This window comes from Kangiella koreensis DSM 16069 (assembly GCF_000024085.1).
Taxonomy (GTDB): Bacteria; Pseudomonadota; Gammaproteobacteria; order Enterobacterales; family Kangiellaceae; genus Kangiella; species Kangiella koreensis.
Genome location: NC_013166.1, coordinates 1,753,721 through 1,778,238 on the forward strand (window position 1 = coordinate 1,753,721; position 24,518 = coordinate 1,778,238).

Here is a 24,518-nt window from a genome sequence, read left to right on the forward strand (position 1 = left end):
GCTAGCTCTTAAGTTTTGCTAGCTAACTAGCTAACTCGCTTAAGAATTCAGGCTTGTACTCCCTGAGCTCTTCTTCACAGGTAACCCCTTCTTTTTCAAGAAGCTCAAGAATAGGAAGGTAAATATCTTTAGTCATCGGTAAGATAATGCCTTTTCGATCTATTATGCCATCTGCAATGAGCTGACATGCAATTGCGGCAGGGTAACCGACTGTTTTAGACATTGCAGAATAACCACCCACTTGGCCAAACTCTTGTAAGGTTGAAGCAATATGGTAACGACTACCGTCAGCTTTTTCGATTTCAAATTTGTGCTGAAGTAGTACCATATCAACCTGGTCTTCATGATAATTTAATTTCTGCACGAGCAGGTTACAAAATGCATCAATCGGGCCTGCAAAATCACCAGTAGCTTTCTCTGAGAAACAACCTATCCAGCCCAAACCACGCCATGCTGACTCAGAAACCCTGGTTTTAAGTGCGTCAAAGTTATCAACGCCGTTTATCTGGCAAACATAATCGGTCCAAATAGTATTACCAGTTGGCACTTCTGACTCAGCATCCAACAGACTCAGATCTTTGGCTGCTTGAATGATCTCGCAAAAACCAGAATAACGGAATGTGCCACGAATAATATTTTCTGCTTCAGGAATTCCATAGATTTCCTGATAACCCGTTGAATCACGGTTTGGATACCCTTCCAGGTTTAAACCATTTGCCTGCAAAGGTTTAGCCCATTTAAGAAGTTCTTTTGCGACAACACGTTCAACCTTACCATTATGCAAAAATAGCGCATCATTAAGTAACGCCAACAAGACACCTTTTGGCGCCCACGAGAATTTATAGCCAAGAGGATTGTCATTGGCTTCAGGTGAAGGCAAACCACCACACCAAGATACGAAGCTTATGACCTTTTCATTATCAGCATGTGCCTGATCAATAATTTTCATCGCGCTTAAGTGATCAATACCTGGGTCTAAACCGATTTCATTCAAAATAGTGACACCAGCATCCAGGGCATCCTGTTTCAGCTCGCGCATTGCTGGGGATTCATAACTGGCTGTCACCATATTTTTCCCCTGTGCGATGGCTGCTTTGGCTATCACCGCATGAAGAGTCGCAGGCACTAAACTAACAACCAGATCGTAGTCAGCTATTAATGGTTCAATTTGTGCTTGATTGGTAACATCAGCCTGCACCGCGTCCACACCAGGAAACTTATTTGCCAAAGCTTGTGCTTCTTCAAGAATATGGCTAACCACTGTTACTGTATTGTCAGAGCGACGTAATAAATATTCAACTAAAGGTTCGGCAACAAATCCTGCACCGAATACTAAAAACTTAGCCATGCTACTACCTTAACTTTTTAACTAATTGATACAATGGATTTAGCAGGGTTTGACCCAATAAGTAACTTCGGTCACCTGACCAGCCAGTTTCTTTGTTTGATAAATTTGCATTATCTTTAAATGGCATTTCCAAAGTCAGTGACAAACACTTAAATTCTTCTCCGACCCAAGCATTGGCAACCGTTAAGTTAGCCTTACCTGGCTCATCTTTGTCATAGCCAAATTCTGTTTGAAAATCAGGATTAACAGATTTCAAAATAGAACTAAACTCTTCTTCCAAATTCTTTAAACGCCCATCATAGCTTGGAATGCCTTCACAGCCGGCAACAAACACGTAAGGCAACCCCTCATCACCATGCAAATCTAAAAAGGCATCAACACCAATTTCCTTCATTTTATTGCGTACGTGATAAACCTCTGGGCTATTCTTGACACTTGGGCTTTGCCATTCACGGTTGAGGTTCGCTCCAGCAGCGTTAGAACGCAAATTACCACGAATACTGCCATCAACATTCATATTCGGCACTACATAAAAAACAGCGTCCTGTAGCAAGCTTTGCGCTAAAGCATCATCTTCATTCAATAAACGCTCAATCAAACCTTCGGCACACCATTCAGCCATCGTTTCACCCGGGTGTTGGCGCGCTGTTACCCAAATCTTACGCTCACGACTTTCATCACCGATAATCAACAAATCAATGTCATGACCATCTACCGTTTGGCCTAGAATATGATGCTGACAAAGTTCGGAATGTTGGGCTTGATGAATTAAACTTAAATGGCGTTGGTAAGAATATGGCTCAAAGTAAGCAAAGAAGATCGTGGGTTGTTCTAACTGATGTGAAAACGATAACAGTTTATTGTCATCAAATTGAGTATGAACACGGAACCAATATTCACCATCATAAGATGCTACAACTTGGTAGTCTTTCCAACCATCAACGTAAGAACACTCTTTAGCATTAATGATTTCAAAATTATAGGTTTTGCCAATCTCTCCATGCCCACGAAAATGAAACCATTGTTTAAATTCAGAGTTAGAATCATTTCTGATAGCTAGTTTTATTGCTTTACTGTCACTAGCATCAATCACCTCAATATTGCCACTATCAAATAAGCAATTGATATTCATTCATTTCTACCTTAGCTTGTCCAAAAAAACCACACTTAAAAAACGTATGACCCAAAATACTAGAAAGGGGCCATAGAGGCCCCTTTCACAAACGATGTAGAGAATTCTACATTTGTGGCGCAGGAATTGAAATAGGCAATGTAGTGTTAAATGACTCTTCAGGTAACTCCTCTGGCATTGCAGGGTATGGTACCGCATCAAATAAGGCACTCATTACCGCATCATCCAGGATTTTTTCACCAGAACTGGAAACCAAACTACCACCAACCAGCTCACCATCACGATCAACTTCAAGTTGGATGGTTACTTCGCCATGAGTACGTCCTTTTCGTGGATTCAGCAAGGCTGACTTACCATGACGACGCATAATTTCTTGAACCGGATATTGGAAAAAAGGAACATAATGTGAACGTATAGCCGCGTTATAACTGCTTCTCATTGCTGCGAGCTCTTCTTCTGTTGGGCCTGCGGGAACCTCTTCCACTATAGGCTGCTTAACCTCTTGCTTAGGCTCTGCTTTTTCCTCTGCCTGTTGTTGAGCCTGTTGTTGAGCTTGCTGCTGTTCACGCTCAGCAGCCAACTCAGCTTGACGTTCTCTCTCTTCTTCTTGACGTAGTTGCTCCTGAGCACGACGCTCTTCTTCCTGGCGGCGCTCTTCTGCTTCACGCTGTTTACGCTCTTCTTCTTCTTTGGCGGCCTGAGCAGCTTGATCAAACAAAGAAACCCGACTTGCTGAAGGATTTATAGAAGAAAACTTAGCTAACAAATCAGAATAATTAACGGCTGATTGACTACCCAAAATAGAATCTTTAAATTCGGAAGATGGTGGTCTTTCACCAATCCAAGTATTAAGCATTAGCGGGAAAATACCTTCATCGATAGTATTCACAACAGCACCATTAATCTGAATCAGTGTTCCCTGACCAGGAATAAAATCAATGTTAATCGTATCACCTGCAGCGAAATCCTGCCCCAATGTATCGGCCAGATCGCGAACACCTTTAGCGTTTTCAAGCACTAAAGAGGCTTCATTATTGTTTTTAATGCGTTCAATCCAAAAGCGTTTCAAACGGCGACCAGGTAATTCATCAGCCAGTACTTTAATTTGCATCCTCTTGATCATCGGAGAATTTAAAATTTCTTCTGGATCATCAGATTTACTACTTAAGTACAAGCCATTGAGGAACCACTCTTGACGTAGCTCGCTATGAACAGCAAGACCATTTAATTGTAGGTTTGAACCTTGAACGTTAACCTGCTCAGCAGCCTTAGCGAGGCCAGAACTACCTGAGAATGCTATAAACAGTAGTGTCGATAAGAATAATGTTACTTTTTTCATGATTTTACAGCCGTAATGCGTGAAAAGTTAATAAGCCAAATGATGCAACAACTGTGTCAAATTATATGACACAGTTCATACTGTAAGAGATTAGCAGTTAAATGCAAGCATGACAATAATTAACTAAGCACTTGATTTTACAGATTATTTATTTAGAGGTGGCACATTTGGCGTAAAACTGTGTTACTATCATGCCATACAAATCTAAAAATACTTTAGATATTTAAGGCAAAGCATTGACCTGACAGGCTAAATCAGGCAATTTAATGCTACTTTTACTGGGTGTACTCTTAAAACTATAAATCAATGTCGCAAACTATTTTACTTGTAGAAGATGATGACAAACTAGCTTCGTTAGTCGCAGAGTTTCTTGAAAGCAATGACTACCAAGTTCAAATTGAAGCTAATGGTTCTAAAGCCATCGATCTTATAATAGAACAACAGCCTCGAGCTGTTATCCTTGATGTCATGTTGCCTGGCGCTGATGGTCTAACAGTTTGCCGAACTGTCCGCCCACATTACAGCGGCCCAATCTTAATGCTAACCTCTATGAGCGATGATATTGATGAGGTTGCAGGCCTAGAAACAGGAGCTGATGACTATCTCTCCAAACCCGTTAAGTCACGCGTTTTGTTAGCTCACCTACGCGCTCTTCTTAGACGAGTTGAAGTTTCGGAAGCTATTGAAAACAGCACAGACTTTATCCACGCAGGTAAAGTTAAGATAAACCCACAAAATCGCACCGTAATTTCTGATGGTCAAGTGGTCCACCTCACTACAGCTGAGTATAACCTTTTGTGGTTACTAGCAGAGCGCTCCGGTGAAGTGGTCAGTCGTGAAGAGTTACATCGAAAAACATTCCGCCTAGAATATGATGGCACAGATCGAAGTATCGACTTACGAATTTCAAGACTTCGAAAAAAACTGGGCGATGATCCCAAACTGCCATACATCATTAAAACTATCCGCGGTGAAGGCTATTTACTGACCAAATGATCCGTAAAATATTTGCTCCACTACTAGTACTCATCGTAGCCAATATATTGGGTGGAACTTTCGTTTATTACGTTTATTTTCCATGGGTTTTTGATATCGGAGAGAAAGAAGTCAAAGACAACATTACATCCGATGCTCGTGAACTCAATTTCAGATTATCCATTCTAGATTATAATCACTCGCCACAGACTATCGCTCGAGCGGAATACGAGTTAGAAACTAAAATTACTTCTGAAAAACTATCAGATCTTAACCTTGATAAGAATATTAAAGACGAGCTCAAACAGAACCGGTATCTGGTCTATATGAATGGAGAGGACGGGCCTATTGGACTAGTAATTTTAAATGATAATGAGTCTATTCTGAAACTTGGGCCCTATGACGCACCCTATTTTTATGTCACAGTTAGAGACTGGTTGGTATATGCTTTTGTATTACTTCTATTGAATGGCTCCATCCTGTACGGACTGTATTATTTAAACCAAAGAAATCTGCGCCCTGCCAGTTATGCGTTAGATAAAGTCCAATTTGATGGGCTAGCTCTCAATAGACAAAACTATGCAGTGCAAGATTTAGCAACAAATATACCTAAACTAGTTGAGCACATTAATGACTTACGTAAAGAACACCAACAAAGCCTCTATAACCAGCGAGACTTGATGCATGCAGTTGCTCATGAGTTTCGAGGCCCTATGGCACGCCTTAGTTTTGCGCTAGACCTATTCAATGACAAAACATCAGATGCTCGTAAAGAAAAGTTAACCACAGATATGCACGATGCTTTAGATGAGCTAGATGCGCTGGTTCGTGAGGTATTGGGTTATTCAAGGTTAAAGCATGGCCAGCATCCCTTGCAGCTATCTGAATTCAATATTAAAGAACTAACCGAGGATGTGTGTGACAAGGTGAAGACTATCCATAACAACAAACAGTTTGTTATCTATAGTCAACCAAATCAGGGAAGCATGCTGTACGCCGATAAAAACTTAATTGAGCGAGCACTGATCAATCTGGTCAGAAATGCAGCCCGCTTCTCTATTTCAACCGTCCAAATCAATCTCACCCAATATAACGAGTCTATTGATATTCAAGTAGAAGATGATGGCCCTGGTATTCCTCCAGGTAAACGCAAAAGAATTTTTGAGCCATTTACGCGCCTCGACTTTAGTCGCAACAGGGACTCTGGTGGCGCAGGTTTGGGACTCGCCATAGCAAAAGGGATCATTTCACGTCATCACGGGAAAATTTGGGCAGAAGACAGTCGCGTTCTAAACGGCGCCCTGTTCACCATTTCCATGCCACTCAAACAACTTGATAACGCAGTGAGCAAAGATCAAAATCAAGAGAGTGATGTGTAATCTAATCAAGCTTTATCAGTTACGCTGTAGGCGTGCTAACCAATAGATTTTATGCAGATTCCGCCCTAATTGAAGAATTAAGACCAATCTCCTGCCAGCCAAACCCAGAGTCCTGTCCAGCAATTTTTAATCGCTCAACCGGCCAGCTTAACGTTTCAGCCAATAATGTACTGACCAGCTTTGGACAATTATTTTGCTCGCTTAGATGGGTGGCGATAACTAATTGTAGTGAGTCCCGATCCATCAGTTGCAAAAGCTCTATTGCCTGCCGGTTACTCATGTGCCCCATCCTACCGGCAACTCGCTGCTTCAATCGCTCTGGATATGAGCCATTCCACAACATCTCTTCATCATGATTACACTCGAGTAATATGCCGTGGCACGGTGTCAACTGCTCAACAATTTTCGGAGTGAAACATCCTAAATCTGTTAGTATCGCAAGCCGTAGCTCATCTTGAGTGAACAGGAACTGGCATGGCTCACGAGCATCATGAGGAACAGACAAAGGAGTCACGTCCAAACTCCCTATTGAAAAGGGTTGAAATCCCTCAATAAGGTTTAGCTCTGGTAAATTGCCACACTTTCCTGACAGCAAGCTACCTCTTGTTGACCATACCGGAATAGAAAACCGACGACTCAAGGCACCAACACCACTTATATGATCCTGATGTTCATGGGTCACTAAAATACCATCGATTTGATCCGGTTCTATGTTTAAGCGCGGGAGTCGTTTGAGAACTTCTTTGACAGTGAAGCCACAGTCAACCATGACAATAACTTCACCATTTGATACAAGAGTTGCATTGCCTTTACTTCCAGAACCCAACGATGCAACTTTTAAAGTGCTATTATTTTCCACGGCTTTTGAAGCTAGCTGCAAACTCCGGATAAATTTTTGTAACCAAATTGGAATCTAATAAGTTACCTTCTTCATCTTTAAAGGTCATACTAACGCCATAGGTTGTGGCTGCCAGATGAATCTGATAATCACCTGGCTCCATATCTACTTTAGCATTTGTTTCGTCATTACCCCATAACCAGGCCCAGAAGCCAGTTTCAGGCTCTTTAACATTAAAATAATAAATGCCAGCGGATTGGTCACGATCTGAAACTGATAAGTTTAAATCTTCTAACACACTTGGTAGGTGTTCCCAAATCGCGATTAGATCTCGTTCAGCAATTAAAGCTATCTGTCCTTGAGAGTTAGTGCCTAAGCTAACGTTAATCGTACCTTCCTCAAGAATACGCTCACGCGCCTCTTTAGTACGCTCCGTATCATAGAAACCTAAAAAGGCATTAAGGAACTGGCTGGCAACTGTTTTTGATGTATTCATGGTCACCCACTTATCATCAACCAGACGCTGGCTCTGTGTATTACGGGCCTGTACTGCAACTTCATTTGCATTCTGGCCTATAATTTCTAATGTCACCTTATGACGCTGACCATCAAGATTGTATGAGCCAATATATTGAGAGAAAATATCTTCATCCTCATCGCTAATCCAATCTGAACTGATTTGTTTTTCAGTTGATGAGATAACAGGAATATTTTTTTGCATCATAAAGCGGGAAACATAATTCATGAATGGGGTGTCTTGGTGGCGAACCCATACGGTAGGATGCGACTGCTCCGAATCTTCACGCACACCATCACCACCCACCAGCAGCAACTGCGGCGGGTCAAGACTCAATGCCTTACCTTTAGCATTACGATTGGTAATAATCACACCCTCAGGTACGCGATAGCGATCCTGAACCTCGATCTGTTTTACATTTGGCGGAACTTGTAATTCAAGGTCTTGCTGACTTTTCATGTAGCGGTCATCAATATCTTCAGTGCCATCTTTGGCTGAGAACCAGCTGCAAGAAGATACGGCGGCCAAAGAACTTATAATAATCAGTGTTTTATATTTATTTAATGTCGACATTCGCTTGTTCCAACGCTTGTAATACTTGTGAATGGTACTGTTCAGCTAATACAGTCAATGGCAATAAAATGGTCTCTTGGCACTTGCCCATTTTCGCCAAAGCCCATTTAACCGGAATCGGATTGGCCTCTATAAACAAATCCTGATGTAAAGCTGACAGTTTTTCATTAATAACAGTGGCTTGCTTCCATTGTTCTGCTTTGGCCAGCTCACACATTTTACTCATCAGTGCAGGAGCGGCGTTCGCGGTAACAGAAATCACTCCATGACCACCCAACTTCATAAACTCCAAAGCTGTAGCATCATCACCACTTAACAGGGTGATTGGAGTATTGCACAGCCGATTTAGTTCCTCAACGCGGGATAAATCGCCCGTTGCCTCTTTTATCGCAACAATATTTTCAATATCTGCAAGGCGAGCAACTGTCTCAGGTAGCAAATCACACGCCGTGCGCCCCGGGACATTATAGAGGACAATTGGTAGCTTAGTGTTCTCAGCAACTGCTTTGTAGTGCTGATACAGCCCTTCTTGACTGGGTTTGCAATAATAAGGTGTCGCCACCAAAGCCGCATCCACACCCATAGCTTCAGCCTGCTGAGTAAGGGCAATGGTTTGCTTGGTACTGATTGAGCCAGTTCCAGCTATCACAGGAACACGACCGGCAACCTGTTTAACGGTCAAGCTAATCGCTGCATCATAATCTTTGCTGTCGACCGTCGCTGACTCACCTGTAGTGCCCATAATGACAATACCATCAGTACCTTCATTAATATGCCACTCGATAAGCTCTTTCAATGCATTTTCATCAAGAGAGCCATCCGCCTGCAAGGGACTGACAATCGCTACAATGCTACCTGAAAACATGAATTAATCCTTAAGGCTCGGCCTTGTTTGCGGGCTATGTTAGCCAGCGAGGCCAGTAAAAACAAGCAAAATCACAAAAAAGCCGGGATTGCTTGCGACAATTTTTTTTCTGACGTAAAGTGATAATGAAAACGAAAAAAAAGACTCCAGCAACATAACTTTAAAGGAGGCTGATTTGAGCCAACCACAGCTTAATAAAAAAGCACCTAACTTTAAACTCCCCGCCACCGGCGACCAAACTCTTTCACTCGCCGATTTCAAAGGCAAAAACCTCGTCATCTACTTCTACCCTAAAGACAACACCCCAGGGTGCACCACCGAAGGCCAGGATTTTCGCGATCATTACAAGCAGTTTCAAAAACACAACACTGACATTCTTGGCGTATCTCGCGATAGCGTCAGAACTCATGAAAACTTTCGTAAAAAGCATGAGTTCCCCTTTGATTTATTGTCTGATGCTGACGAAGAAATGTGCAAAGCCTTTGATGTTATTAAACTGAAGAAACTCTATGGGCGTGAATATATGGGTATTGAGCGCAGCACCTTCTTAATTGATTCACAAGGCAAACTGAAACAAGAATGGAGGAAAGTTAAAGTCAAAGGCCATGTAGAAGAAGTATTAGAAACCGTTAAAGCACTATAATAAACCACTTAAGAGGTGCCTCATGGTAAAAAACAATCTAGACGGAAGACGTCTATTCGTATTGGACACCAATGTATTGATGCACGACCCAACGGCTCTATTCCGCTTTGAAGAGCATGATATTTTAATCCCAATGGTTGTTCTTGAAGAACTTGATGCTGGAAAGAAAGGTGTTTCAGAAGTAGCTCGTAATGTTCGGCAAGTTACCCGCTATCTAGATGATCTACTCTCCGCTGCCGAAGAAGGTGAGGATCCGATGGTCGAAGGTATCCACATTGGACTCATCCCACAAATCCAGGATCGCAACAAACACGGCAAGATTTATTTTCAAACCAAAGAGCACATCGACAGGCTTCCCGACTCGCTTCCAAGTAGCAAAGCTGATAACACCATTCTTAATGTAGCGCTGGCGCTGCAAGCTCGAGATGATGATCGCACCGTCACTCTGGTATCCAAAGACATTAACCTGCGCATCAAAGCCAATATCGTTGGTGTACATGCCGAGGATTACTTCAATGACAAGGTGCTGGACGATGTAGAACAGCTTTATACCGGCTATTACGAGCTACCCGAAAATTTCTGGGATACTCACAGTCGTGATATCGACTCCTGGCAAGAAGAAGGTAAAACCTTCTATCAAATTAAAGGCCCTCTAGTCTCGGAATGGTCTCTCAACCAATGCCTGTTTCAGCCCCAGGATAACTTCGAAGCCATTGTCCGCTCCGTTGAAGACAAAGATGATCAGCCTATGGCAACCATTGAGTTACTGGCTGACTACCGTAACGACAGCCATAATATCTGGGGCATCACTGCCCGCAACCGCGAACAAAGTTATGCGCTCAATCTATTGATGGATCCAGACGTTGACTTTGTCACGCTACAAGGCCCAGCTGGTACGGGCAAGACACTATTAGCCCTTGCTGCTGCTTTAGAACAAACCATTGAGCTAAAGCGCTACAAGGAAATCATTGTGACTCGGGTAACCGTTTCAGTAGGCGAAGACATCGGTTTCCTACCGGGAACCGAAGAGGAAAAGATGACCCCCTGGATGGGCGCTTTAATGGATAACCTTGAGGTGCTCTCGCCTTCCGATAATGATGAATGGGGAACAGCTGTTACCCATGACCTCTTGAGAAAGTGGATCAAAGTCCGCTCTTTAAACTTCATGCGAGGCAGAACCTTCCTCAATAAATTCATTATCATTGATGAAGCACAGAACCTGACTTCGAAACAGATGAAGACCCTCATCACCCGCGCAGGTCCAGGCACCAAAGTTGTCTGTATGGGTAACGTGGCGCAAATCGACACCCCTTACTTGTCGGAAACAACCTCGGGTATCACCTTCGTCGTTGACCGCTTCAAAAACTGGCCACACTCAGGGCACATGACACTCAAACGTGGCGAGCGCTCGCGTTTGGCCGATTACGCCTCAGAGCTCTTATAAAGAGATAATCTCTAAACCAAAAAGCCTCGTCATTGCACGAGGCTTTTTGTTAAGCGCCAGTGTGCCAGTGTCAAGTTTTCTGCTCATACACTGGCTGTAACACTTTACAATAAAAATTCACAGGTGATATTACATTCTCATTACCACCGCTTCACAAAGGTTTATTAGCCTTATATTTCAATTGCTTAGCGAATAACAAAAAGAAACATCTCAGCACTATTCTTGGAGTTTTCACCTCAAAATAAACACTCCTTACTGTCAGTTCGTAACCTTCCCTTTTCCCCTGATTGACTTAGCAAAAATCGTGGCGTAAAACTCTTCGCATACAACTGGCAAAACTGTTGCCGCATCTAATAATAGGAGAAAGGAAGGAATGAACCCCTTAAAATCAATAACAACTGCATGGGGAAGTGCTCTGTTGCTGGGCTTGACGGCTTGCGCCAGCGTACCTGAGAAAGAAAGCTCAACTACAATAGAAGCTAGCGCCTTTCAGGCGGTTCTAGAAAAAACTTATCAAACAGATGCTCCCGGAGCAACCGTGGTGGTTTCCAGAGATGGCAAAGTCATTTTCTCTGAAGCCTACGGTATGGCGGATCTTGAGATGGGGGTTGGTATGAGCGAAGAGCATACTCTACGTATTGCCTCAGTTACCAAACAATACGCCGCCGCCGCAATACTCTTGCTAGCCGAAGAGGGAAAACTTTCACTGGACGATCCATTAACCCGTTTTCTACCAGATTTTCCCGCGGATGACGTCACCATTCATCATCTGCTCAATCACACCTCCGGTATTGCCAGCTACACCAGCATCCCAGGTTACTTCACCGATGAGCGTATTCGTCGTGAAGTAAGTACGGATGAGCTGATCGCTGTATTTGCCGACATAGAAGATGACTTTGCTCCGGGTGAAAGCTGGCGCTATAACAATTCAGGCTACGTATTACTCGGCGCGATTATTGAAAAAGTTAGCGGCCAAACTTGGAATGCCTACATTCAAGAAAGGCTTCTAAAACCTGCCGGAATTGAACACACAGGTTATTACCCTGATGAACAAGTTTTGGCTGGACGTGCTCGCGGATATCAGATGGCTGACAACAAGCCCGTCAATGCGCCGTGGATAAGTATGACCCAACCCCATGCGGCTGGTGCCCTTTCGTCGACAGCGCTGGACGTCGATCGCTGGCAACGTGCCTTACATGGCGGCAAAATTATCTCCCAAGAAATGCTGGAGAAAATGTATAGCCCGGACGAAGCCGCAAGTGAGGCCGGATACGGTTATGGACTGATGCGCGGAAGCCTGCACGAACAACTCATGCTTCATCATGGTGGCGGCATTCATGGTTTTAATACTCACGCACTCTGGTTGCCTGAAGAAAAACTGTCCGTCGTTGTGTTAAGTAATTATGCCGGTTTAGAGCCACGCCCAGGGGATGTTGCCCAACGCCTTGCCGCTCTGGCCATTAATAAGCCCTTCCCCATTGAGCTTCCTACCGTCCAGCTCTCGGATGTTGCGCTGAAGGAAGTGATCGGTGTCTACCAAATTAACGAGAACACGACTCGTAGCTTGCGCGTGGTAGATGGAGAGATCATCAGTCAACGCGATAGTGGCGCAGAATTCAAAGTACGCCCTGTGGGTGATGATCGCTTCGTCTTCTTAAACTCCCTGAGTTCATTCCAGCTCAAGCGTGATGGCCAGGGCAAAGTAACGGGGCTTGATTTCTATCAGGGCGGCGAATCTAATCCAGAATATGCTGAGAAGATCAGCGACACTGTTGAAGTGCTAATGGAAGTTGAACTGTCTCCGACACAGATGGAACGACTGGTTGGAGATTATCAAATCCAACCCAATTTTATCCTCAGCATCCGTCGTGGTGAAAAAGGCCTAACCGGTCAAGCTACCGGCCAGCCAGCCATAGATTTTATCGCCTACAGTGAAAATATGCTTCACAACAAGCAAATTGGCGCCAAGCTAGAATTTGATTTGGAAGAAGACCAACCGGCTAGCGGTTTAACCCTCCATCAAGGCGGACAGAAAATACCAGCGCCTCGAGTGAATGATTAATCAGGTTGCTTGTTTATAATTCTTCTAACAAGCTACCAAATGAAAAAGCCTCGTAATATTACGAGGCTTTTTCATTTCTAACTCAATTCCTGATTAAGACTCTTCCGTAGGCTCTGGTGAGCCAAGCACTTTTTGTTCACCGAGCTCCTCTTTTTGCTTTTCTTTTTCCAGTTGGATTTTATGGTCTTTCAATGCAGATAAAACAGCATTGACCAGTATCGCTAGCGGAATGGCGAAGAAGACACCCCAGAAGCCCCACAAGCCGCCGAACAGGAGAATTGACCCTATAATGGCCACTGGATGTAAATTGACCGCTTCAGAGAAAATGAGTGGTACTAATAAATTACCATCCAGAATTTGGATAATCAGGTATACCACTATCAGTATGTAGAAGTCGTGAGTAAAACCCCACTGGAAAAAGGCAATCAACGCCACCGGAATGGTGACCAGTGCGGCCCCGATGTAGGGGATTAAAACGGAAAGCCCCACACAGACGCCCAGTAGTAGAGCGTAGTTTAGACCCATGATCAGGAAAGCGATGTAAGAAGCGGTACCGACGATGACAATTTCAAGCACTTTACCACGAATATAATTACCAATTTGCTGATTTACCTCACTCCACACGGCCTCGGCCAGGTGCCGCTCCTGTGGTAACCATTGGGTACACCAGCTGATGATCTGTCTGCGGTCTTTAAGGAAGAAAAAGACCAGCAATGGCACTAAAATGATATAGACCATTACCGTCGCCACACTCATTAAAGAACTTACAGAGGCACTTAAAATTGCCTCTCCCCACTTTGCTAGCTCGCTATTCAAGTTTGCGAAAAAAGCGCTAACTTGCTCGGTACTGACAAAGTTGGGATATTTTTCAGGAAGCTCGAGAATACTCTCTCGTACCTTTGTCATAATATTAGGAAGTTCAGCCACCAGCTTGGCTCCCTGCTCCCAGACCAAAGGAATCAAGCCAAAAACGACAATTAGAACGAGTCCAATAAACCCGGCAAATACGAGTAGCACCGCCCAAATTCGTGGTACTCCCTTCCTTCGCAGTACAGAAACCACAGACTCAAGTAGATACGCAAAGACCAACGCCCACAAAATTGGAGCAAGGATGTCGCCAACCGTTAGAATGATAAAAAAGCCCACAATCAGCAACATACTCAGTACTATGGTTGCCGGGCTTGAAAAATTACGCTTAAACCAACGAGTAAAAATCGTAGTCATTGTTTATCCACTATTTTTTGTCAACTTGCAGTCGCTAACTACTATGACACATGATACACAGTTCGAGATTGAACTTTTACCACACAAGTCCCATCATATACAGTAACCCGCTTACGATTTTACTATCGAACCATTAATTTATGACAATATTGCTCAAGCCGCTACCCTACAAACGACAACTCTCTAGGTTTAAGACCTCACTTTGTCTAAGCCTTATACTCACTTTAGGTTTGTCGACCACATTTGCTGCATCTAACGACCTCCCGAAGTTGGGCGAAACAGCTGGTTCCACTTTATCAGTCGCAGAAGAGCAAATGATCGGCGATCAAATTATGAGTCAAATCCGCCACAGTCAATTCCTGATGCAAGATCCTTTGGTAACAGACTATATTCAGCAACTCGGTCATAAATTAGTAGCTGCTAACCCAGATGCCTTAGGCCGTCTCTTTCAGTTCTTCGTAATACAAGAAGACTCCATCAACGCATTTGCTTTACCCGGCGGTTACATTGGTATCCACTCAGGATTAGTTACTGCATCAAAGAGCGAAAGCGAGCTTGCTTCAGTATTAGGGCATGAGGTAGCGCACGTTACACAGCGTCATTTAGCTCGACGTTTAGAGCAACAAGATAAAATTTCAATTCCCACAATTTTGGGTGTGATAGCTTCAGTCATAGTTGCGACCCAGGATCCTGAAGCAGGCATGGCCGGTGTCGCCGCAACTCAGGCTGCAGCAAATCAAAGCATAATTACTCATACACGGGATAACGAAAAAGAAGCGGATCGAATCGGCATCACTATGTTGTCCAGCGCTGGCTTTGATGTGCGCGCCGCCGCTGATTTTTTTGAAACCATGCAGCAAGTCAGTCGTTATACCCTAAAGCCACCTGAAATTTTATTGACTCACCCGCTATCCAGAAACCGTATTGCTGCAGCTCGAGAGCGCGCGGAACTCTACCCTCATATTGACCATAAGAACTCGGTCGACTACCACCTGGTCAAAGCAAGAATTAAGAGTATAGAGTTGGCCAATAATAATGACAGCTTCAGAGTGCTTCAAAGAAAGCATCAGGCGCAACAGTTAAACTCTATTGAAGAGCGCTATCTTTACGCTGAGTTATTGAAGAAAAATGGTAAAACTCAAGAAGCAATAGAGGTTCTTCAGTCGCTATACAATATCTACCCAGATAACCACCTATTATTATTTAGCTTGGCCGAAACACACAGAGCGAATAATAGCGGAGCTGCAGTATTACCCGAGTTACAGAAACAACTGGAGAAGACTCCAGGTTCAACCAAGTTAATACTAGCTACAGCCCAAGTTTATCTCGATAATAAACAAGCCGAGGATGCAGAAAAGTTACTCTTGCGCTATGCGGACGTTAACCGCTACAACCCGAATTATCTATATTTGCTTGCGGAAACCCAGGCTCAGGCTGGCCATACACCAGAAATGCATGAAACCACAGGCCAATATCTTCTGTTATTAGGAGATTTACGGACTGCAAAAAAACACTTTGAGCTTGCTTTGAACGGAACATCCGAAGATCCCTATGCACAAACTCGCATTCAGGCACGACTAGATGATGTCAACTTTCGGATTCGTGAGTTTTTAGCCGAAAACTCCAGACGCTCCAGGTTTAGCCTCAACTAGAAAGTTTTATCTTTAACCCTAATAAAGATAGGCTAATGGTTTACTGAGCCGTTTTTATCTTTTCTATTAACTCGATAATCTTGTGTCGGTCAACTTTTCCGAGCAGAGGTCCCATGACTTCGCCCTTTGGTGTAACAATATAGCTGGCAGGCAAGCTTTGGGGGCGCTCCATTGGGAGGAAAGGCATTGGTTCAGTGGCGACAACAGGGTACTGAATATCCAGCTTATCGGTAAGAGCAATAAGTTCTTCATTTGGTAACCTGTCAAAGCTTACACCAAGAACTTGAATATTTCCGTTCTCCTGCGCTAGTAAGTTTAACTCTGGGATTTCTTCCAAACAGGGCGGACACCATTCGGCCCAAAAGTTGACAACTAGCCAACTTCCTTCATAGTCAGACAGATTCTTTTGTTCACCGCTCAATAAAGAAAACTCTTTGCTAGTGTCGCATGACACCACAAGCAGGAGCAGGAAGGCTGAAAGAATAAAGCGCAAACACAAATGTCTCATAATAATCATTTATAAATCATTAGGTTAGAAAGGTTAAATTGAATAGAATGGTGGAAATGCCACGAACTTTCGTGCATATTATACTGAGTGGACACGACAAATAATAGAACTAAAAACTGATAGGCGCTATTAATGACAGAATTAAAGCTCACATATCCTTCTTTGCAAGCCGGTCAGGAATTCATGCTGGATACAGCACCTGCAGCTATTAATGCCTGGTTGGAGCGTTTAGCCTTTTCTAATATTGATAATGCAATCGCTGAAATATATAAAGTTGCCAAAACCTTAAACCGCTGCCAACAAAAAACATCGCATCGAGAAGCTAACTTCCTGACCTTAAGCAAAGGTTACCTACAAATTAGCAAGCATCTACGCGAACATAACGATCGCCGCACCATAAAAGTCAGCCACGCCCAACTTAAAGCCCTCCACGCCTTAAGCAGTGAAATGGCTTTTGCCTTTAAACGAATAGTGGACGACTTAACGGCACAAAAATTTATCCTAAAGAAAAATACGAGATTAGCCAAGGTCATTAACTTTGCTCAACATTATCTTGGCTTGATGCTCATAGAGCATTATCAATTGCACACTCCAGTGCCAGCCTACTTGTGGCATGAGCTGCATATGCTGTATGAGTTCGCAGAGGAACGAAAATTACACCGCATAAAATCAGACAAGCTTGAAGATGCCTTAGAACCTTTACCGACAATTGAAGAGACTTATATTCGAAGTTGCTTGATGGCAATAATTGACCCTTATCATTTAGGCGATAACCTACATTGGCATTTATTCAAATACTTTTCACATTGGGGTAATAAAGTAGCCCTTGATAGCAATCTCCAGCACTTCAGCGAGAGCCGATGCTTTATCATTAATTTAAATGAGGGCAAGAAACCTCTATTTATTCAAAAAGACACTGAGTACGAAGACTCAGGTCATTTGCGACTGTTGTTGACCAATCAATTGCTAGACGTAGTTGAACAACAAATGTTGAAGCTAGAAGCCAGCCAGGAATTACCAAAGCCAGCTTTTTACCGAGCAATTGACACAAAATTAGCGACCAAGCTTTTACATCGAGTTTTCACTTATTGCGACCAGCATCTAAAGCGTCAATCAACACGATATCCGATGATGGGCCATGTCAGTATTGTCTGGGGCTCGGTGGCTATACACAAGATTCTCTCATCGAAGAGCAAACTAACTATCAATGAGCACTTAGGCTACCAAATTAAAGAACTGCTAGGAAATGACTACAAAACCGGTATTAACTGGCAGACGGTCAACTATAGCGAAGGCGGTATATGTATTCGGCATAACAAGGAGCAAGTTGCACAATTGCCGGTTGGAAGCATTGCTTTAATCAGGATTGATAACAATCATGAAGAACCTGATCGCTGGCAATTAGCGATCAGTCGCTGGCAAAATATTGACCATGCACGCGGAACAACTATAGGCGTCGAGTATCTGCGTGGTGAGCCAGAACTTAATTACTACCTCACCAAAACTAAAGACGATGAAATAGTAAAACATCCAGTTATAACACTGAAACAGAGCGGTGACTTTCCATCAGTTATGATAGCGTCACGCAGCTTAATTGGCGGTCAGAAGTTATTACAAATTGAAATCGCTGGGAAGCACTACCCGAGCTATGTGACGCATATTCTTGAAAGTAGCTCACAGCTAGCTGTTTACGGAATTCGTAGAGACTAACTCAACATCAAGCGCTTTTGCCATCTCCAGATTTGCCTGCTCAATCGGTGTGCTGAAGCTATCATTTTTCTCGTCTGACAACGCTTGATTATTATTGGGCAAACGCCAATTGCCACGACGATAAACCTCTTCGATGGTTAATGAATGACCTGTTAGCTTTAAGCAATATTGCTCGCCTTCAAGTTTGGCTAAAAAATTAAGCCTTAATAACTGCTCCAGATACCCTCGCAGTGTCTGCTCATGTAAATAACTGAACTTACTCTTAAGCTGCTCCAACGAAAGAGAGCTCTCTTTGTCCTGGGCCTGAATAAAAAATTGCAAAATCTTAAGTACAGAAATAAACTCATGCTCATGCTTCTCGCTTTCAACTTCAAACCGATGAAGCCCAAAGCAAACTATTACCCCTAGCAATAGAATTGACCAGGAAAGATAGACCCAAAGGAAGAAGATTGGGATGGCTGTGATCGCACCATAAATAAGTTCATAACTGGAAAACTTAGTAACGAAGATAGCGAAGCCATATTTTGCAGCTTCAAACAGTATTGCCGTAATTACTGCCGCGATAAGGGCTTTATAAAACCTGACCTGAGTATAGGGAACCACCATATACAAGGCCGAAAAAGCTAGTACGATTAGAATAAAAGGCAAACCAAAAGTCAGTATTCCGCTGAGATCTGAAACAATCGGCAATGTCGCAAAATACGATGATGCAGCGAGGCTAGCAGCTATTAAAATGGGCGCCATGGTTAGCATTGCCCAATAAGCAAGAATTTTGTGGATGCCTTTACGTTGGGTAGGCGTTTCCCACAATGCATTAATCGAACGGTCAATTGAGCGCATTAACAATAGCGAAGTGACTATCAAAAAACCAAGACCAATCGCCGATAAGTTTTTAGATTTAGAAACGTATTCATTAAGGTGTTCTTGAACCGCCAAACCGGTTTCAGGCATTAGATTATCAAAAATAAGAGCCTGAACCTGCGTATTAACACCTTCAAAGGAAGGAAAAACCGCCATTAGACTGACTGCAACCGTCATTAATGGCACTAACGCCAACATATTGCTGAGCGTCAACTCAGCCGCCATGGCGCTGGTTTGCTTTTGATTAAACTGGATAAAAACAAATTTAATAAAGGCTTTTAACCACTTCCATCTTTTTTCCATGCTCATTTATGCCTAAAATAGCCCTACGTTTGAATAAATTACATCATATTATGAGTGAAATTAACATCTTACATAATCCACGCTGCTCAAAATCGCGTCAAACACTGGCTCTTTTGCAAGAAAACGGAGTCGAGCCTAACGTTATCGAGTATTTAAAGACCCCACCAAGCAAAACCAAGCTTAAGCAAATCGTAAAATTATTAGGTGTTTCACCGCGCGATATCATTCGCACTAAGGAAGCTGAATATAAAGAAGCTGGTTTGGACAACCCTGACTTGACCAAAGAGCAAATCATTGAGCTTATGGTTAGCAATCCAAAAGTCATTGAGCGCCCTATCGTTTTCTCTAATGACAAAGCAGCGGTAGGTCGTCCACCTGAAAACGTGTTAGCCGTTCTTAAGTAAAAAAGTGCTAAATAAAGGCTCCAAGTGAAAATAGCCCAATAACAAGGAATAATTTTGCAGCAAATCCTGATTTTGTATTATTCGCGCCATGGCCATACCCGCCAGATGGCGCGCCTTATTTCTCGTGGTGTAGAAACAGTCGATGGGTGCGAAGCCTTATTAAGAACTGTGCCGGCGGTTACTAGCGCTGAGCAATCTTCTTCCGATATCAGCTCAGAAGAAGCTAGTGACCCGTTTGTGACTCTGGATGAGCTTAAAGGTTGTGATGGGCTGATTCTAGGTAGTCCTACTCGTTTTGGTCACATGGCTTCACCATTAAAGTATTTCCTGGAAACCACTTCAGCTATCTGGATGTCAGGTGCCCTGGCAGGTAAGCCAGCGGGAGTTTTTACTTCAACGGGAACTTTACATGGTGGACAAGAAGCGACACTCTTGAGCATGATGCTACCTTTATTACATCATGGCATGTTAATTACGGGGTTGCCCTACTCTGAAACCGAGCTGATCCATACTGAAACTGGTGGCACACCTTACGGTCCATCCCATACCGCAGGAAGTGATAATGATAAGCTTATGAGCGAGTCAGAGAAAAAACTGTGCATTGCCCAAGGTAAACGAATTGCGGGCTTAAGCAAACAACTGGCAAAATAATCAGCCACTCTTAAAGTAAGGTAATAAAGTTCCATGCAAAATGATTTGAATCCACATCTTCTCAGCGCCAGTCGCTACCGCTTAATCGGGCTCGCAGTATACTTAGCGGTCCTAATTATGATGCCTTTCTTTATTGTTAAAAATCATGAGAACCAAGCATTAGTCTATTTTTCATTAGCGATTTGGTGGGCACCGTTGCTGATTGCGGTTCCGGGACTGTTTAAAGGCAAGACTTACACTTACGGCTGGACCGGTTTTATTATTTTACTGCCCTTCTTTTATGCCTTTTTCTACATTATTGAACCAGAGAAGTTCCAATGGTCACTCATCATAACCGTACTCTGTGTTATCTATTTTTTCGCTTCAGTTTTGTACGTCAAGAAAAATGCATTGGGGCACGGTGTAAAGACCAATAAAGATGCTAAAAAAGCAAAAGGGCTGGAATAAACCAACCCTTTTCATTTGTTAAACACCAATGCAAAGAGCTAAACATTAAATAAATCTTTGTAAGCTCTGAATCGCAGATAGTGATCGCACAATACTAAAGCCGCCATCGCTTCAACAATCGGTACAGCTCGTGGCAACACACAAGGATCGTGGCGCCCTCTGCCATGAAACACCGTTGCCTCACCTTCAAGGTTTACCGTTTCTTGCTCTTTAATGATAGTTGGGGTTGGTTTAAAGGCCACCCTGAACACAATCGGCATGCCATTGGAAATTCCGCCTAAGACTCCGCCTGAATTATTGGTTCGAGTTTTCACTTCGCCATCTTGATTAATAAAGACATCATTGTGAGTTGTGCCACTTAGCAAAGTCCCAGCAAAACCGGAACCAATTTCAAAAGCCTTTGACGCATTGATCGCCAGCATGGATTTCGCCAAATCAGCTTCCAGTTTATCGAACACTGGCTCACCTAATCCCACAGGAACAGATTTAATTCGACATTCAACAATACCACCCAGCGAATCACCGCTTTTGCGAGCTTGCTCAATCTTAGCAATCATCTGCTCAGCCAGTTTTAAATCAGGGCAACGCACAGGTGTCTGTTCAATTAAGCTTGCATCCACCGCCTCAGAATCGAGTGTCATAGTCAAATCTTGTACACTTTTGACGTAAGCCACAATCTCGGTTCCAAGCGCCTGTTCAAGCACTTTACGCGCAATGGCTCCAGCTGCCACATGCCCAGCGGTAATCCGCGCCGAGCTACGGCCACCACCTGCTACATCACGTATACCGTATTTTTTCTGGTAGGTGTAATCTGCATGACTCGGCCTGAAAATGGACCCAAGCTCTGAATAGTCTTTACTGCGTTGATCCTGGTTGGGAATTAACAAGCTGATGGGCGTACCGGTAGTCATGCCATTAACGACACCAGACATAATCTGCACCTGATCCGACTCATCGCGGCGGGTGGTAATTGAGCTTTGCCCAGGACGTCGGCGATCAAGGAAAACCTGTATATCCTCCTCAGACAGTTTCAAACCTGCTGGGCAGCCCTCAACGACAGCGCCAATCGCTTTGCCATGAGACTCACCCCAATTGGTCACTCTGAATAAAGTTCCGAAACTATCGCCTGCCATAAGGATTTCCTAATACTTTAATGTTCTGCTGAGACTGTCTCTGAAACTCTTTCTAAGACAAGTTCAGTCACCATACCAATCTGTTCAAGATACTGCCAATAGTCTGGGAAGGACTTGGCAACTGCTTCCGATGACTCGATCGTCAGACCCTTTAACTTGATCCCTATTAAAGCCAGGCTCATAGCCAGACGGTGATCATGACAGCTGGAAACTTTGTCTGCTATTAGTTGTTTACCGCCACGAATGGTAATACTCGATTCATCATACTCACAATCTGCGCCTAGCTTTTTCAGTTGCTCGCATAAATCGACAATTCGATTAGACTCTTTAAAAGCTAAATGGGCAATGTTAGTAATACGGGTTTCGCCTTGGGCAAAACAAGCCAGAGCGGCTAAGGTTGGCACCACATCCGGCATATTACCCATATCCACGTCGATGCCCTGCAGTGGTGAGTCATATTCAACCTTTAGATCATCCTGCTTAAGGTAAACTTTGGCGCCCATACGTTCCAGAACTTGCGGGAACTTTGATTCGCCTTGCGGAGAATCAAAATGATAATTAAGAACAGTGCAACTTGATTCAGCCAACAAGCCAGCGGCCAAAAAGTAACTGCTACTGACCACATCACCAGCAACATGAATATCTTTCGCAACTAAAGCTTGCTGACCGGGTATAAAAAATTCACGGCAATTGATTCGCTTTACTTCCCCACCGAACAACTCTATAGCTCGCAAGGTTAATTCGACGTAACTTTCCGATACAGCGTCTGAGCTCAAATGAATTAAGGTATCTTTTTCAGCCTTTAAACAGGCAATCAAAAGACCACTCAAAAACTGACTACTACGTGAAGCATCCAACTCACAAGAGCCACCAGTGATTGGCCCTGAAATTTTAATTGGTAAAAAGCCCTTTTCACTCTCTATACTGACGCCAAGAGTTTCAAGGCTGGCAACACTTTCCTGCATCGGGCGTGACCGCATCTGCTGGCTTCCAGTAATCGTGATCTGGTGCCCGACTGAGGAATAAAACAGTCCTGTCAGAGCCGTAATAAATCGCGCTAAGGTTCCACTATCATGACAATCAATAACGACGTCATCAGCCAGCTCAAAGCTTTCAATACCTTTAATCTCAACGCTGGTTTGGTCAAGCCACTCAACTTTAGCACCTAGCGCCTGAATAGCACCCAATGCCGCGAGTATATCGTCATTGCGGGGAACATTGCTAAGCCGGGTTGTTCCATCACTGATGGCGGCCAATACCACATAACGGTTGGCCAGATACTTACTACCGGGCAACCTTAATTCGAATGGTTTTATCGCACTTGAAACTATGATTCGGTCAGTCAAAAGATATTGTCACTCTCTTAGTATTGGATAAACAAACCTAATTTAATCTTGAGGTTGCAGCTCATCCAGTAATTCAGATAACAGCTCAACATCGCGATCGGCTAAGCCATCGGCTTCCACAGCGTCTTCAACAAACAACGCAAATTCAGCAAACCATTCATCATCGGATAAATCGTCGGCAGGTATCAAATCCACCATCGGTATCAGATACCCAATTAAAAACAATTTCTCTTCTTCAACCTGCTGTTCCATTTCCAGCAGTTGTTGCTTGATTGTTTCTGCTATCGACATAGTGTGAGCCTTTTTCAATTGATTCAGTCATGTTGAGTTCATGACGTGCATTATGAGCCGCGTTAGACATAGTCTTAGCGTATTCCGACACTAAATCTAACATTTTATCCGGCGTATTATAATGCTCATTGATCAAGTTAACTATGGCTGAGCCGGTAATAATTCCATCAACACCTGCTTGAGCAGCCTTTAACACATGCTCTGGCTTGGAAATACCAAAGCCCTGCACTAAAGGCGGTGCTCCTAACCGCCTTAGATTATCGATCAGTTCAGTTCCTGTTTCCTGCTGGCTGTTATCAGCACCTGTAATTCCTTTACGACTAAGCACATAGGTATAACCCTGACTGTTGCTGGCGATAAGTTGCAAACTGGCCTGGCTGGCATCAGGAGGCGCAAGATAAACCGTTTCGATCTCATAGGTCTTGGCTGCTCCTGCAAATAAATTTCCCTCTTCAACAGGACAATCAGCAATCAGCACTGAGTCAACACCTGCTCTTTGAGCATCATGATAAAACTGCTCAATACCAGGGGCAAAGACCAGATTGGCATAAGTCAAAATCCCTATGGGTAAATCCGGGTATTTAGCTCGCACTTTAGCAATCAAATCAAAACCTCTCTGAACACTAAACCCATTGGCTAATGGCCTTAGACTCGCCGTTTGAATAACCGGACCATCGGCGACCGGATCAGAAAAGGCAAAACCCAGCTCCAGTGCATCAGCACCATTCTCTACTAGCCTATCGATGAGTTTTAAGGATAACGCTTCTGTTGGGTCCCCCAGCAGCATAAAGGGGATATAGGCCAATTTGTTATCGGCTTTTAATTGTTTAAATAATTGTTGGTAACGCATAGTCACTCTCTTTATCAAAATTG

General features: G+C 43.5%; 23 protein-coding genes. 10 read left to right on the forward strand and 13 right to left on the reverse strand.

All coding sequences use genetic code 11. The annotated features are described in order from the left end of the window. Positions 1–22: 22 nt before the first annotated feature. The 3 genes from KKOR_RS08125 to KKOR_RS08135 form a co-directional block, all read right to left on the reverse strand. The gene (locus KKOR_RS08125) at positions 23–1,348 is read right to left on the reverse strand and encodes a saccharopine dehydrogenase C-terminal domain-containing protein (RefSeq protein ID WP_015780638.1); all 1,326 of its coding nucleotides are present in this window, start codon (positions 1,346–1,348) and stop codon (positions 23–25) included. A gap of 4 nt (positions 1,349–1,352) precedes the next feature. Further along, the gene (locus tag KKOR_RS08130) at positions 1,353–2,480 is read right to left on the reverse strand and encodes a M14 family metallopeptidase (protein ID WP_015780639.1); all 1,128 of its coding nucleotides are present in this window, start codon (positions 2,478–2,480) and stop codon (positions 1,353–1,355) included. Positions 2,481–2,586: 106 nt separating this feature from the next. Beyond that, positions 2,587–3,819 (reverse strand): TonB family protein, encoded by a 1,233-nt coding sequence (locus KKOR_RS08135; protein ID WP_015780640.1) that lies wholly within the window; start codon positions 3,817–3,819, stop codon positions 2,587–2,589. Between the two features lie 306 nt (positions 3,820–4,125). Between KKOR_RS08135 and KKOR_RS08140 the strand changes: the two genes are divergently transcribed. Both KKOR_RS08140 and KKOR_RS08145 read left to right on the forward strand, forming a co-directional pair. Next, a complete protein-coding gene (locus KKOR_RS08140) occupies positions 4,126–4,815 on the forward strand; it encodes a response regulator (protein ID WP_015780641.1) in 690 nt (229 codons plus the stop codon). Then, positions 4,812–6,173, forward strand: coding sequence for a sensor histidine kinase (locus tag KKOR_RS08145; protein ID WP_015780642.1), 1,362 nt, complete (start codon positions 4,812–4,814; stop codon positions 6,171–6,173). Before KKOR_RS08140 ends, KKOR_RS08145 begins: the two co-directional genes overlap by 4 nt. A 49-nt stretch (positions 6,174–6,222) precedes the next feature. On the opposite strand, the gene KKOR_RS08150 is transcribed toward KKOR_RS08145, so the two are convergent. The 3 genes from KKOR_RS08150 to dapA are packed head-to-tail and all read right to left on the reverse strand — an operon-like array spanning position 6,223 to position 8,966. Beyond that, positions 6,223–7,032 (reverse strand): MBL fold metallo-hydrolase, encoded by an 810-nt coding sequence (locus KKOR_RS08150; RefSeq protein WP_015780643.1) that lies wholly within the window; start codon positions 7,030–7,032, stop codon positions 6,223–6,225. Beyond that, entirely contained in the window at positions 7,022–8,101 is a 1,080-nt protein-coding gene (gene bamC / locus KKOR_RS08155; RefSeq protein ID WP_015780644.1) for an outer membrane protein assembly factor BamC, read from the reverse strand. Before bamC ends, KKOR_RS08150 begins: the two co-directional genes overlap by 11 nt. Then, positions 8,085–8,966, reverse strand: a complete 882-nt coding sequence (dapA, locus tag KKOR_RS08160; RefSeq protein ID WP_015780645.1) for a 4-hydroxy-tetrahydrodipicolinate synthase — start codon at positions 8,964–8,966, stop codon at positions 8,085–8,087. Before dapA ends, bamC begins: the two co-directional genes overlap by 17 nt. Before the next feature lie 175 nt (positions 8,967–9,141). Here dapA and bcp point away from each other — a divergent pair, with 175 nt between their 5' ends. The 3 genes from bcp to KKOR_RS13335 all read left to right on the forward strand — a co-directional run bounded on the left by bcp (position 9,142) and on the right by KKOR_RS13335 (position 13,115). After that, entirely contained in the window at positions 9,142–9,609 is a 468-nt protein-coding gene (gene bcp, locus KKOR_RS08165) for a thioredoxin-dependent thiol peroxidase (protein ID WP_015780646.1), read from the forward strand. Positions 9,610–9,631: 22 nt separating this feature from the next. Then, complete coding sequence (locus tag KKOR_RS08170) at positions 9,632–11,053, forward strand: PhoH family protein (protein ID WP_015780647.1); 1,422 nt, start codon at positions 9,632–9,634, stop codon at positions 11,051–11,053. Between the two features lie 373 nt (positions 11,054–11,426). Further along, a complete protein-coding gene (locus KKOR_RS13335) occupies positions 11,427–13,115 on the forward strand; it encodes a serine hydrolase domain-containing protein (protein WP_015780648.1) in 1,689 nt (562 codons plus the stop codon). A gap of 93 nt (positions 13,116–13,208) precedes the next feature. Here KKOR_RS13335 and KKOR_RS08180 read toward each other — a convergent pair whose 3' ends face one another. Beyond that, positions 13,209–14,339 (reverse strand): AI-2E family transporter, encoded by a 1,131-nt coding sequence (locus KKOR_RS08180; RefSeq protein ID WP_015780649.1) that lies wholly within the window; start codon positions 14,337–14,339, stop codon positions 13,209–13,211. Positions 14,340–14,653: 314 nt separating this feature from the next. Between KKOR_RS08180 and KKOR_RS08185 the strand changes: the two genes are divergently transcribed. Then, on the forward strand, positions 14,654–15,991 hold the full coding sequence (locus KKOR_RS08185; protein ID WP_228638554.1) for a M48 family metalloprotease: 1,338 nt from the start codon (positions 14,654–14,656) through the stop codon (positions 15,989–15,991). Between the two features lie 40 nt (positions 15,992–16,031). On the opposite strand, the gene KKOR_RS08190 is transcribed toward KKOR_RS08185, so the two are convergent. After that, positions 16,032–16,484 carry a TlpA family protein disulfide reductase gene (locus KKOR_RS08190; RefSeq protein WP_228638558.1) on the reverse strand — a complete coding sequence of 151 codons (453 nt, stop codon included), beginning with the start codon at positions 16,482–16,484 and terminating at the stop codon, positions 16,032–16,034. 147 nt (positions 16,485–16,631) lie between these two features. Here KKOR_RS08190 and KKOR_RS08195 point away from each other — a divergent pair, with 147 nt between their 5' ends. Beyond that, a complete protein-coding gene (locus tag KKOR_RS08195; protein WP_015780652.1) occupies positions 16,632–18,209 on the forward strand; it encodes a hypothetical protein in 1,578 nt (525 codons plus the stop codon). On the opposite strand, the gene KKOR_RS08200 is transcribed toward KKOR_RS08195, so the two are convergent. After that, the gene (locus KKOR_RS08200) at positions 18,180–19,373 is read right to left on the reverse strand and encodes a YihY family inner membrane protein (RefSeq protein ID WP_015780653.1); all 1,194 of its coding nucleotides are present in this window, start codon (positions 19,371–19,373) and stop codon (positions 18,180–18,182) included. The genes KKOR_RS08195 and KKOR_RS08200 overlap by 30 nt on opposite strands. A gap of 50 nt (positions 19,374–19,423) precedes the next feature. Here KKOR_RS08200 and arsC point away from each other — a divergent pair, with 50 nt between their 5' ends. Genes arsC through KKOR_RS08215 form a run of 3 tightly spaced genes read left to right on the forward strand, consistent with a single transcriptional unit; the run spans position 19,424 to position 20,875 of the window. After that, a complete protein-coding gene (gene arsC, locus KKOR_RS08205; RefSeq protein WP_015780654.1) occupies positions 19,424–19,777 on the forward strand; it encodes an arsenate reductase (glutaredoxin) in 354 nt (117 codons plus the stop codon). Positions 19,778–19,831: 54 nt separating this feature from the next. After that, the gene (wrbA, locus tag KKOR_RS08210) at positions 19,832–20,428 is read left to right on the forward strand and encodes an NAD(P)H:quinone oxidoreductase (protein ID WP_015780655.1); all 597 of its coding nucleotides are present in this window, start codon (positions 19,832–19,834) and stop codon (positions 20,426–20,428) included. Positions 20,429–20,461: 33 nt separating this feature from the next. Next, the gene (locus KKOR_RS08215; protein ID WP_015780656.1) at positions 20,462–20,875 is read left to right on the forward strand and encodes a DUF2069 domain-containing protein; all 414 of its coding nucleotides are present in this window, start codon (positions 20,462–20,464) and stop codon (positions 20,873–20,875) included. A 38-nt stretch (positions 20,876–20,913) separates the two neighbouring features. On the opposite strand, the gene aroC is transcribed toward KKOR_RS08215, so the two are convergent. From aroC to trpA, 4 genes are read right to left on the reverse strand one after another with little or no spacing between them, the layout of a single operon-like run. Next, positions 20,914–22,008 carry a chorismate synthase gene (gene aroC / locus KKOR_RS08220; protein ID WP_015780657.1) on the reverse strand — a complete coding sequence of 365 codons (1,095 nt, stop codon included), beginning with the start codon at positions 22,006–22,008 and terminating at the stop codon, positions 20,914–20,916. A gap of 17 nt (positions 22,009–22,025) precedes the next feature. Then, positions 22,026–23,354, reverse strand: a complete 1,329-nt coding sequence (gene aroA, locus KKOR_RS08225) for a 3-phosphoshikimate 1-carboxyvinyltransferase (RefSeq protein ID WP_015780658.1) — start codon at positions 23,352–23,354, stop codon at positions 22,026–22,028. Positions 23,355–23,396: 42 nt separating this feature from the next. Then, positions 23,397–23,645 (reverse strand): hypothetical protein, encoded by a 249-nt coding sequence (locus KKOR_RS08230; RefSeq protein ID WP_015780659.1) that lies wholly within the window; start codon positions 23,643–23,645, stop codon positions 23,397–23,399. Further along, a complete protein-coding gene (trpA, locus tag KKOR_RS08235) occupies positions 23,590–24,495 on the reverse strand; it encodes a tryptophan synthase subunit alpha (protein WP_015780660.1) in 906 nt (301 codons plus the stop codon). Before trpA ends, KKOR_RS08230 begins: the two co-directional genes overlap by 56 nt. Positions 24,496–24,518: the final 23 nt, after the last annotated feature.

What these genes read in the sequence shown, in the direction of transcription:
- trpA (WP_015780660.1), bottom strand. Translation starts at nt 24,495, where the DNA reads ATGCGTTACCAACAATTATTTAAACAATTAAAAGCCGATAACAAATTG.
- KKOR_RS08170 (WP_015780647.1), top strand. Translation starts at nt 9,632, where the DNA reads ATGGTAAAAAACAATCTAGACGGAAGACGTCTATTCGTATTGGACACC.
- aroC (WP_015780657.1), bottom strand. Translation starts at nt 22,008, where the DNA reads ATGGCAGGCGATAGTTTCGGAACTTTATTCAGAGTGACCAATTGGGGT.
- KKOR_RS13335 (WP_015780648.1), top strand. Translation starts at nt 11,427, where the DNA reads ATGAACCCCTTAAAATCAATAACAACTGCATGGGGAAGTGCTCTGTTG.
- KKOR_RS08145 (WP_015780642.1), top strand. Translation starts at nt 4,812, where the DNA reads ATGATCCGTAAAATATTTGCTCCACTACTAGTACTCATCGTAGCCAAT.
- KKOR_RS08135 (WP_015780640.1), bottom strand. Translation starts at nt 3,819, where the DNA reads ATGAAAAAAGTAACATTATTCTTATCGACACTACTGTTTATAGCATTC.
- bamC (WP_015780644.1), bottom strand. Translation starts at nt 8,101, where the DNA reads ATGTCGACATTAAATAAATATAAAACACTGATTATTATAAGTTCTTTG.
- KKOR_RS08125 (WP_015780638.1), bottom strand. Translation starts at nt 1,348, where the DNA reads ATGGCTAAGTTTTTAGTATTCGGTGCAGGATTTGTTGCCGAACCTTTA.
- dapA (WP_015780645.1), bottom strand. Translation starts at nt 8,966, where the DNA reads ATGTTTTCAGGTAGCATTGTAGCGATTGTCAGTCCCTTGCAGGCGGAT.
- KKOR_RS08230 (WP_015780659.1), bottom strand. Translation starts at nt 23,645, where the DNA reads ATGTCGATAGCAGAAACAATCAAGCAACAACTGCTGGAAATGGAACAG.
- KKOR_RS08130 (WP_015780639.1), bottom strand. Translation starts at nt 2,480, where the DNA reads ATGAATATCAATTGCTTATTTGATAGTGGCAATATTGAGGTGATTGAT.
- KKOR_RS08215 (WP_015780656.1), top strand. Translation starts at nt 20,462, where the DNA reads ATGCAAAATGATTTGAATCCACATCTTCTCAGCGCCAGTCGCTACCGC.
- KKOR_RS08140 (WP_015780641.1), top strand. Translation starts at nt 4,126, where the DNA reads ATGTCGCAAACTATTTTACTTGTAGAAGATGATGACAAACTAGCTTCG.
- KKOR_RS08180 (WP_015780649.1), bottom strand. Translation starts at nt 14,339, where the DNA reads ATGACTACGATTTTTACTCGTTGGTTTAAGCGTAATTTTTCAAGCCCG.
- KKOR_RS08195 (WP_015780652.1), top strand. Translation starts at nt 16,632, where the DNA reads ATGACAGAATTAAAGCTCACATATCCTTCTTTGCAAGCCGGTCAGGAA.
- arsC (WP_015780654.1), top strand. Translation starts at nt 19,424, where the DNA reads ATGAGTGAAATTAACATCTTACATAATCCACGCTGCTCAAAATCGCGT.
- KKOR_RS08185 (WP_228638554.1), top strand. Translation starts at nt 14,654, where the DNA reads ATGATCGGCGATCAAATTATGAGTCAAATCCGCCACAGTCAATTCCTG.
- KKOR_RS08200 (WP_015780653.1), bottom strand. Translation starts at nt 19,373, where the DNA reads ATGGAAAAAAGATGGAAGTGGTTAAAAGCCTTTATTAAATTTGTTTTT.